The following is a 7,270-nucleotide window of genomic DNA, read 5'->3' on the forward strand; positions in this document are numbered from 1 at the left end:
CGATGTCAGGAGCGGTAGACCTTCTTCACCTTGCCCTGGGTGTCGGCGTAGACGTAGCCGCCCTGTCCGTACTCGTCGGTGAGGTAGGGGCGCATGGAGGGGGTGTTGTCCATGAGCCAGGGTTCGACGATGACGTAGCGGGAGGTCGGGTTGGCCACGCCGAGCTCCTGCTTGGCCTGGTCGAGGAGGCCGGGCAGGGCGTCCCAGTTGACGGTCGCCATGTCGATCAGCGGCTCGTCCGCCTTGATGGTGCTGCCGGGGCCGGTGCGCGTCGCCTCGCCGTCGCGGTACTGGTAGCGGTCGTAGGTCTTGGCTCCGGGGGCGGTGGGGATGGACGCGAGCACGTACTCCTCGTAGATGTTCATCTCCACGAACTGGGTGGTGCCCGTCTTCTGCTTGAGGGCCTCGATCGCGGTCCGCACATTGGCGGGGGTGAGGAGGCTGCCCTTGGGGGCTGCGACCGGGCTGGCGGCCGTCTTGGGGAGGCTCTGCTTGGGGCCGGGGGTGGTGGAGGGGCCCGTGCTCGCGGTGGTGCCGCCCTTCGCCTCGCCGCTGCCGCCGCCGGAGTTCCCGTCGGGCATCCACTTGACGAGCCCGATCACGCCGCCGGCCAGGACCAGCGCGAGGAGGCCCGCGAGCAGCGCCGGGCGGCGGCGCGGCGCGTGCGCCGCCGGGACGGGGGTGGTGACCGAGTACGGGGAGCCGCCGCCGGGGGTGAACGGCGCCGACGGCGCGTAGGGCTGCGGGATCTGCGGCTGCGCGGGCCGGGTCTGGCCGGGGCCTGCGCCGATCCCGGGTCCCGGCTGCGGGCTCGGCGGCCCGTACTGGCCCAGCACCGTCGGCGGCGCGGCCGTCGGGGCACCGCCCCCGAGAGCACTGCTCGCTTCCCGGAGCAGTTGTTCCAGCTGCGCCGCGTCGGGGCGTACGGACAGGTCCCGCACCAGCAGCCGTTCCAGTACGGGCCCCAGCGGCCCGGAGCGCACCGGAGCCGGGATCGGCTCGTCGAGGACGGCGACGACGGTCGCCAGGGTGGTGGCACGACGCAGCGGATGGGCACCCTCCGCGGCCACGTAGAGCAGCATGCCGAGCGACCAGAGGTCGGAGGCCGCGAGGCCCTCCTCGCCGCGGGCCCGCTCCGGGGCGATGTACTCCGGCGAGCCGATGAGCACGCCGGTGGAGGTGAGGGCGGTGGAGTCGTGCAGGGCCGCGATGCCGAAGTCGGTCAGCACGGCCGAGCCGTCGGGGCGCAACAGCACGTTGGCCGGCTTCACGTCGCGGTGGAGCACGCCTTCGGCGTGGGCTGCCCGCAGCGCGGCCAGCACGTCGAGGCCCAGCCGCAGCACGTCGGCGACGGGCATCGGCCCCGACTCCAGCCTGTCGTGCAGGGAGCCGCCCTTGACCAGCTCCATCACGATCCACGGATGTCCGTCCGTGTCGGCGGCGGGCTCGACGATGTGGTGGATCGTCACCACGTGCGGGTGCGCCAGCCGGGCGAGCGCGCGGGCCTCTCGGATGGCGCGTTCACGCAGCTGGACGGTGAGTCCGGGCTGGGCGGCGGCGGTTGCCGGGTCCGGCGGGCGCACCTCTTTCAGGGCGACGTCGCGGTGCAGTGCGATGTCGCGGGCACGCCACACCGTGCCCATACCGCCGGCGCCCAGCGGCGCGATCAGTTCGAAGCGGCCGTCGACCAGCTGTCTGCCGGCCTCACTCATGTCCATGGCCGGTCATCGTAGGCGCAGCCGCTGTCAGCAGCGTCGGCGGTCCACCGTCACCGTGCCCTGGGCGGTGGACACCGTCCGGTCGTAGCACCCGTGTCCGGCGTCCGCCCCGTACAGCTGGTAGTGCTCGGAGCTGGTGCCGACCGCGTGCCGCTGCTCGCGCGGGACGTTCGCCGTGTAGCTCGCATCGCCCGTGTACCGGTCGTCGAGCCGGGTCCGGTCCACGGTGCGGCCGCCGCGCAGGGTGGTCGTCTCGGCGCGGTCGCCGAGCGCGATGACGGTACGCAGCCGGTCCCCGGCGCCGAGGGTGGTCTCGCCGTCCATCGTGTGGGTGCGCGCGGTGCGGACGGTGGTGGAGCCGCGGGTGACGCTCTCGTCGTCGGTCCAGGTCGCGGTCAGGGCGTCCTGGTTCTCGCCCTCCGTCCAGCGGTGCACGGAGGTGTTGTGCACGGCGCGGGTGACGGTGGTGGTGACCCGGCCGTGGGAGGTGTCGAGCCGGCCGGCGACGGTGAGCCGGTGGCCGCCCTCGGTGTCGAGGCGGTGCTGCGCGGCGGGCGTTCCGGGCGGGGCGGGCGTCCAGCGGGTGGAGTTGGCCGGTTCGCCCTCCTCGTGGCGGGTGAGGGAGCCGGTGACGACGGCGCGGTCCTCGTCCTGCCACAGGAGCAGGTTCGTCGGGGTGCTCCAGCCGCTCTGCCCGGCCGGGACGCCGGCGACGGACACCTCGATCCGGTGCGGGCGGCCGTCGTTGAGGAGGGCTGCGTACGGGGTGAGGTCGTACACGACCGGCTGGACGTCGAAGGCGCGGGGCGCGGGGGTGACGTACCAGAGGAAGGGGTTCGACCAGCCGCCGGTCCACACGGTCGGGAAGGGGGCCGCGATGCCGGCGAGCTGTCCGTCGACGGAGATCCTGACCTCGCGGTACGGGCCGTCGGCGGCCTTGCAGGAGTACGGGGCGGCGTCGGGGGTGGTCATGTACCAGTACTCCTCGCATCCGCCGCCGGAGCCGGTGGCGTACACCTCGGCGAGCAGCCGCTCGGTGTTGCGCGGGGTGGTGACCGTGGGGGTGGTCAGCGGCAGGACGCGGTCGGGGGTGTCGGGGGCGGCGGCGTGCCGGTCCCGGTCGGCGGCGTAGAACGTCAGGGTGACCTTGACGTCGATGACGCCGGTGTAGGTGTCGTTGACGACGTTGCCGATCAGCATCTCGACGGGCTGCGGCCGGCTGAGGGTGTCGCGGTAGCGGGTGACGTCCTTCTCGACGGACCAGGTGATCCCGTCGGGCGAGGGCTCGGGGGTGGAGGTGCGCAGGATTTCGACGCCGCCGAGGGAGAGGTGGCCGAGGCGGTCGTACTGGCGGCCCTTGACCTTGCCGTCCATGCGCAGGACGACCTTGGCCCAGGTCCCGCCGCATGCGGCCGGGGGTGCGTAGCTCCCGACGTACGGGGTGTAGTCGCGGAACTGTGCCTCGGCGACGGTCACCTCGCAGGACGGGGTCTCGGGGCGCGCGACGGGCGGGGCGGCGGTGAGGGGGTCGTGCCAGTCGCTCCCGAACTCCGCGGGCGGCTCGGTCCGCCGCTCGGCGGCGGCGCTGCGGGCCCCGCTCCCGTGCGCGGTCGGGTCGGCGGCGGCCGCGGGTCCCGCGGCGCCGGCCAGGGTGCCCGCGGCGAGCGCGAGCGCGCCGAGCAGGCCCATGATCCTGTGTCGTGTCATGGCCCCGCAGTGAATCCCGCCCCGCGGGCCCGGCACCAGGGGCCCCGGCCCGCCCCTGGCCGAATTTCGCCCCTCGCCGACCAGCTCAGGCGGTGGGGAGGATGACCGTACCGTCGTCGTCCGCGTGGACCGTGTCCCCCGGACGGAACGTCACGTCGCCGATGGTGACCGGCTCGTCCACCGCGCCCGCGCCCGTCTTGCCGCTCTTGCGGGGGACCGTGCCCAGCGCCTTGACACCGAGGTCGAGGCCGCCGAGGGCCACGCTGTCGCGGACCGCGCCGTTGATGATCAGGCCCGCCCAGCCGTTGCGCTGCGCCGCTCCGGCGATGAGGTCGCCGGTGAGGGCCGTGCGCAGGGAGCCGCCGCCGTCCACGACGAGTACCGCGCCACCGCCCGGCGTGTTGACCAGCTCGCGCAGGAGCGCGTTGTCCTCGTGGCAGCTGACGGTCCGCACCGGGCCGGCGAAGAGCCGCCGCCCGCCGAACTGGCGGAACTGCGTGGTGCAGAGGGCCAGGGCCTCGCCGTGTTCGTCGTACAGGTCGCTGGTGGGGACGGGGGTGACGGGAGGGACAGGGGTGACGCTCATGGGTCGTGGGGCTCCTCGCAGCTCGTACGTCGCGCCGTGCCGCCCCGAGCCTAACCGGTGGCCTCGGGGCGGCTCAGTCCCGGGAGTTGCCGAAGAGGATGCGATAGCCGATGAGCAGGACCAGCGAGCCCGCGATCGCGGAGCCCCAGGTGGCGGGGTCGTAGAAGTCGTGGCCGATCGGCTTGTCCAGGAACTTCGCGGAGAGCCAGCCGCCGATGAAGGCTCCGGCGATGCCGATGAGCGTGGTGCCGATCAGGCCGCCGGGGTCGCGGCCGGGCAGCAGGACCTTGGCTATGAAGCCGGCCAGCAGCCCCAGGACGATCCAGCTGACGATCCCCATGGTCGTTCACTCCGCTTCGCTCGTACGTAGGTGTCCGTGTTCTCACCCGTTCTCACCAGGGAGGACGCGAACACCTGCGAAACGGTTCTCGGCCGTCTCAGACCGCCACCCGGCTGGTCGCAACGGCGGCCGCCGGTTCGGGTGCGGGCGAGGGCGCGGGTGCCGGTACGGGCACCGAGGCGTTGACCGGTACGGGCACGGAGGCAGCAGCCGGTACGGGCGTGGGCACGGAGGCAGTAGCCGGTACGGGCACGGAGGCAGCGACCGGTACGGGCGCCGCGCCCGGCGCCGTCCGCGTCAGCAGCAGCACCCCGCGCGCCGCCGCGAGGGCGCCGGCCACGGCGAGCAGGAGGCCCAACGCGCCGCCCTGGAGGCGCTCGCCGAGCAGGATCATGCCGATGGCGGCCGCGGCCAGCGGGTTGGCCAGGTTCACCACGGCGAGCGGCGCCCCGAGCCCGCCCCGGTAGGCCCGCTGTGACAGCAGCATCCCGCCGACCGCGAACACCACGACGAGCAGGGCGACCGCGACGACCCGCACGCTGAGCAGGGCCCCGCCTCGGCCTCCCGCGACGGCCACCGTCTGGGTCAGGGCGGAGGCCACGGCGGAGGCCAGCCCGGACGCCGTCGCGTGCCGCAGCCCCGAGCGCACGTCCCGCCGTACGGTCAGCAGCGTGATCGCGGCGATCGTGGCCCCGGACACGGCGAGGGCTTCGGCCAGGGTGAGCGTGTCGTCGGGGGCCGGTCCGGAGGCCGGGAGCAGCAGCAGCCCGAGCCCGAGGACGGTGGCCAGGGTGCCCCGCCATTCGGTGGCCGCGACCCGGCGGCCGGCGCCGTGCGCCCCGAGGGGGACGGCGGCGACGAGGGTGAGCGCGCCGAGCGGCTGGACCAGGGTGAGCGGCCCGTAGCGCAGGGCGGCCGCGTGCAGCAGCGCGGCGCCGGCGTTCAGCCCGGCCGACCACCACCAGGCCCCGTTGCCGAGCAGGGCTCCGGCGCTGCGGGCCACGGCCGCGCGGGCGAGCCGCTCCTGGGCCACGGCGGCGGCCGCGTACGCCACGGCGGAGGCGAGGCAGAGCAGGACGGCGAGGAGGGTGGCGTTCATCGTCCGGCCCCCACGGCCTCGGCCGCCCCGGCGGTGCTCCGCGGGCGCGGCAGGTGCCGTACGACGGCCAGCGACCCGGAGCGGACCCGCGGACGCGGCACGATGAGCAGCGCCCCGCCGAGCAGCACGGTGGCCACGATCGCGTCGAGCCAGTAGTGGTTGGCGGTGCCGACGACCACGAGCAGCGTCACCAGCGGGTGCAGCAGCCACAGCAGGCGCCGGCGGGACCGGGTGGCGGCGATCATGCCGAGCGCCAGCATCAACGCCCACCCGAAGTGCAGCGAGGGCATCGCGGCGAACTGGTTGGCCATGGTGTCCGTGGCGGGCGCGGCCCGGTACACGGAGGGCCCGTAGACCTGTGCGGTGTCCACGAGGTGCGCGGCGGTGAGCATCCGCGGCGGTGCGAGCGGGAAGCCCAGGTGCAGCGCCAGGGCGGCGCCGGTCAGCACGGCGAGCACGCGCCGGGCCCACAGGTAGTGGCCGGGCCGGCGTACGTACAGCCAGATCAGGAAGAGCGCGGTCGCCGGGAAGTGCACGGCCGCGTAGTAGGTGTTCGCCGTGTGCACGAGGGCGTCCCCGTGCAGGAGCAGCCGCTGGACCGCGCCCTCGCCCGGCAGGTGCAGGGTGCGCTCGGCGTCCCAGACCCGGCCGGCGTTGCGGAACGCCTCGTCGGTGCGGTCCGTGGAGAGCATCCGGCCGGCCTTGTAGACGGCGAACAGGCCCGCGACGAGCAGCAGCTCGCGTATGAGTCGGCGCCTCGGACCCGGTACCGGGCCGTCGGCCGGCCCGGCGGGTGTGGTGTGGGAGCTCATTTCCCCCGCTTCCTTCTCTCTGTGCTCGCGCGCCGCCTGTACGCGGACATCGACACGCCAGTGTATCGATACATTCGCGTATCGATACGCGGGTGTACCGATACGCTGGCGTTCCCGTACACTTTCCTCACGGATACATCAGCTGCGGAGCCCCCGAGGAGAGCCGCTCACCATGACGTCGACAGCGCCCGCCGCGCGCCGCTCCAAGATCACCCCGGAACGGGTGCAGGAGTTCTACGACGCCGTCCTGGAACAGCTGCGCGAGCACGGCTACGAGGCACTGACCATGGAGGGCGTCGCCGCCCGCGCCTGCTGCGGCAAGTCGACCCTCTACCGGCAGTGGAAGACCAAGCCCCAGCTGGTCGCGGCCGCCCTGCGCGCGCACCGGCAGGGCACGCTGGCCGCGGTGGACACCGGTACGCTCGCCGGCGACCTGCGCGAGGCGGCCCGGATCGCGGCCGGCAACTCGGGACGCGACACCCGCCTCACCCAGGCCCTCGGACACGCCGTGCTCAGCGACGAGGAGCTCCAGGCGGCGCTGCGCGAGGCGCTGGTCGAGCCGGAGCTGGCCGCGTTCGACGCGATGGTGGCGCGGGCCGTGGCGCGCGGCGAGATCGCGGCGGGCCACCCGGCCGTGGAGTTCCTGCCGGCGCAGCTGATGGGCGTCCTGCGCATCCGGCCGGTCCTGGAGGGCCGGTACGCCGACGCCGACTACCTGGTCCGGTTCGTCGACGCGGCCCTGCTGCCCGCCCTGGGCCTGACCCCCGCCCCCGCCCCGGATCCCGACCGGGCCGGGGCCCCTGAACCGGTGGGCCGCCGTTCCCGATGACCGGACGGCGACCCGCCCGCGCTGCCTCGTGGGGACGGCGGCAGCGCGCCACCCGGACGGGGCGGGGGGGCCCCCCCCCCGGGGGGGGGCCCCCCCCCCGCCGGGGGGGCCCCCCCCCGGCGCCCCCCCCCGGGGGTGGGGTGGGGGGCGGGGGGCGGGGGGGGCGGGGGGCGGGCGGA

Annotated in this window: 7 protein-coding genes; 1 reads left to right on the top strand and 6 read right to left on the bottom strand. The window is 74.9% G+C overall.

The annotated features are described in order from the left end of the window. Positions 1 to 5: 5 nt before the first annotated feature. From ACIBAD_RS15770 to ACIBAD_RS15795, 6 genes are all read right to left on the bottom strand, one after another. Complete coding sequence (locus tag ACIBAD_RS15770; protein ID WP_398907111.1) at positions 6 to 1,718, bottom strand: serine/threonine-protein kinase; 1,713 nt, start codon at positions 1,716 to 1,718, stop codon at positions 6 to 8. A 27-nt stretch (positions 1,719 to 1,745) separates the two neighbouring features. Next, positions 1,746 to 3,425: a peptide-N4-asparagine amidase gene (locus ACIBAD_RS15775; protein ID WP_398907113.1), complete on the bottom strand. Its 1,680-nt coding sequence runs from the start codon at positions 3,423 to 3,425 to the stop codon at positions 1,746 to 1,748. A gap of 85 nt (positions 3,426 to 3,510) precedes the next feature. Then, a complete protein-coding gene (gene rraA, locus ACIBAD_RS15780; protein ID WP_398907115.1) occupies positions 3,511 to 4,011 on the bottom strand; it encodes a ribonuclease E activity regulator RraA in 501 nt (166 codons plus the stop codon). Between the two features lie 73 nt (positions 4,012 to 4,084). Then, on the bottom strand, positions 4,085 to 4,351 hold the full coding sequence (locus ACIBAD_RS15785; RefSeq protein WP_030154099.1) for a GlsB/YeaQ/YmgE family stress response membrane protein: 267 nt from the start codon (positions 4,349 to 4,351) through the stop codon (positions 4,085 to 4,087). Positions 4,352 to 4,448: 97 nt separating this feature from the next. Further along, complete coding sequence (locus ACIBAD_RS15790; protein WP_134069255.1) at positions 4,449 to 5,450, bottom strand: hypothetical protein; 1,002 nt, start codon at positions 5,448 to 5,450, stop codon at positions 4,449 to 4,451. After that, a complete protein-coding gene (locus ACIBAD_RS15795) occupies positions 5,447 to 6,262 on the bottom strand; it encodes a phosphatase PAP2 family protein (protein WP_398907117.1) in 816 nt (271 codons plus the stop codon). The genes ACIBAD_RS15790 and ACIBAD_RS15795 overlap by 4 nt, the downstream gene beginning before the upstream one ends. 172 nt (positions 6,263 to 6,434) lie before the next feature. Between ACIBAD_RS15795 and ACIBAD_RS15800 the strand changes: the two genes are divergently transcribed. Beyond that, the gene (locus tag ACIBAD_RS15800; RefSeq protein WP_398907120.1) at positions 6,435 to 7,091 is read left to right on the top strand and encodes a TetR/AcrR family transcriptional regulator; all 657 of its coding nucleotides are present in this window, start codon (positions 6,435 to 6,437) and stop codon (positions 7,089 to 7,091) included. The last annotated feature ends 179 nt before the right edge of the window (positions 7,092 to 7,270 follow it).

The sequence above is a fragment of the Streptomyces sp. NPDC051109 genome, from assembly GCF_044455885.1.
Classification (GTDB): Bacteria; Actinomycetota; Actinomycetes; order Streptomycetales; family Streptomycetaceae; genus Streptomyces.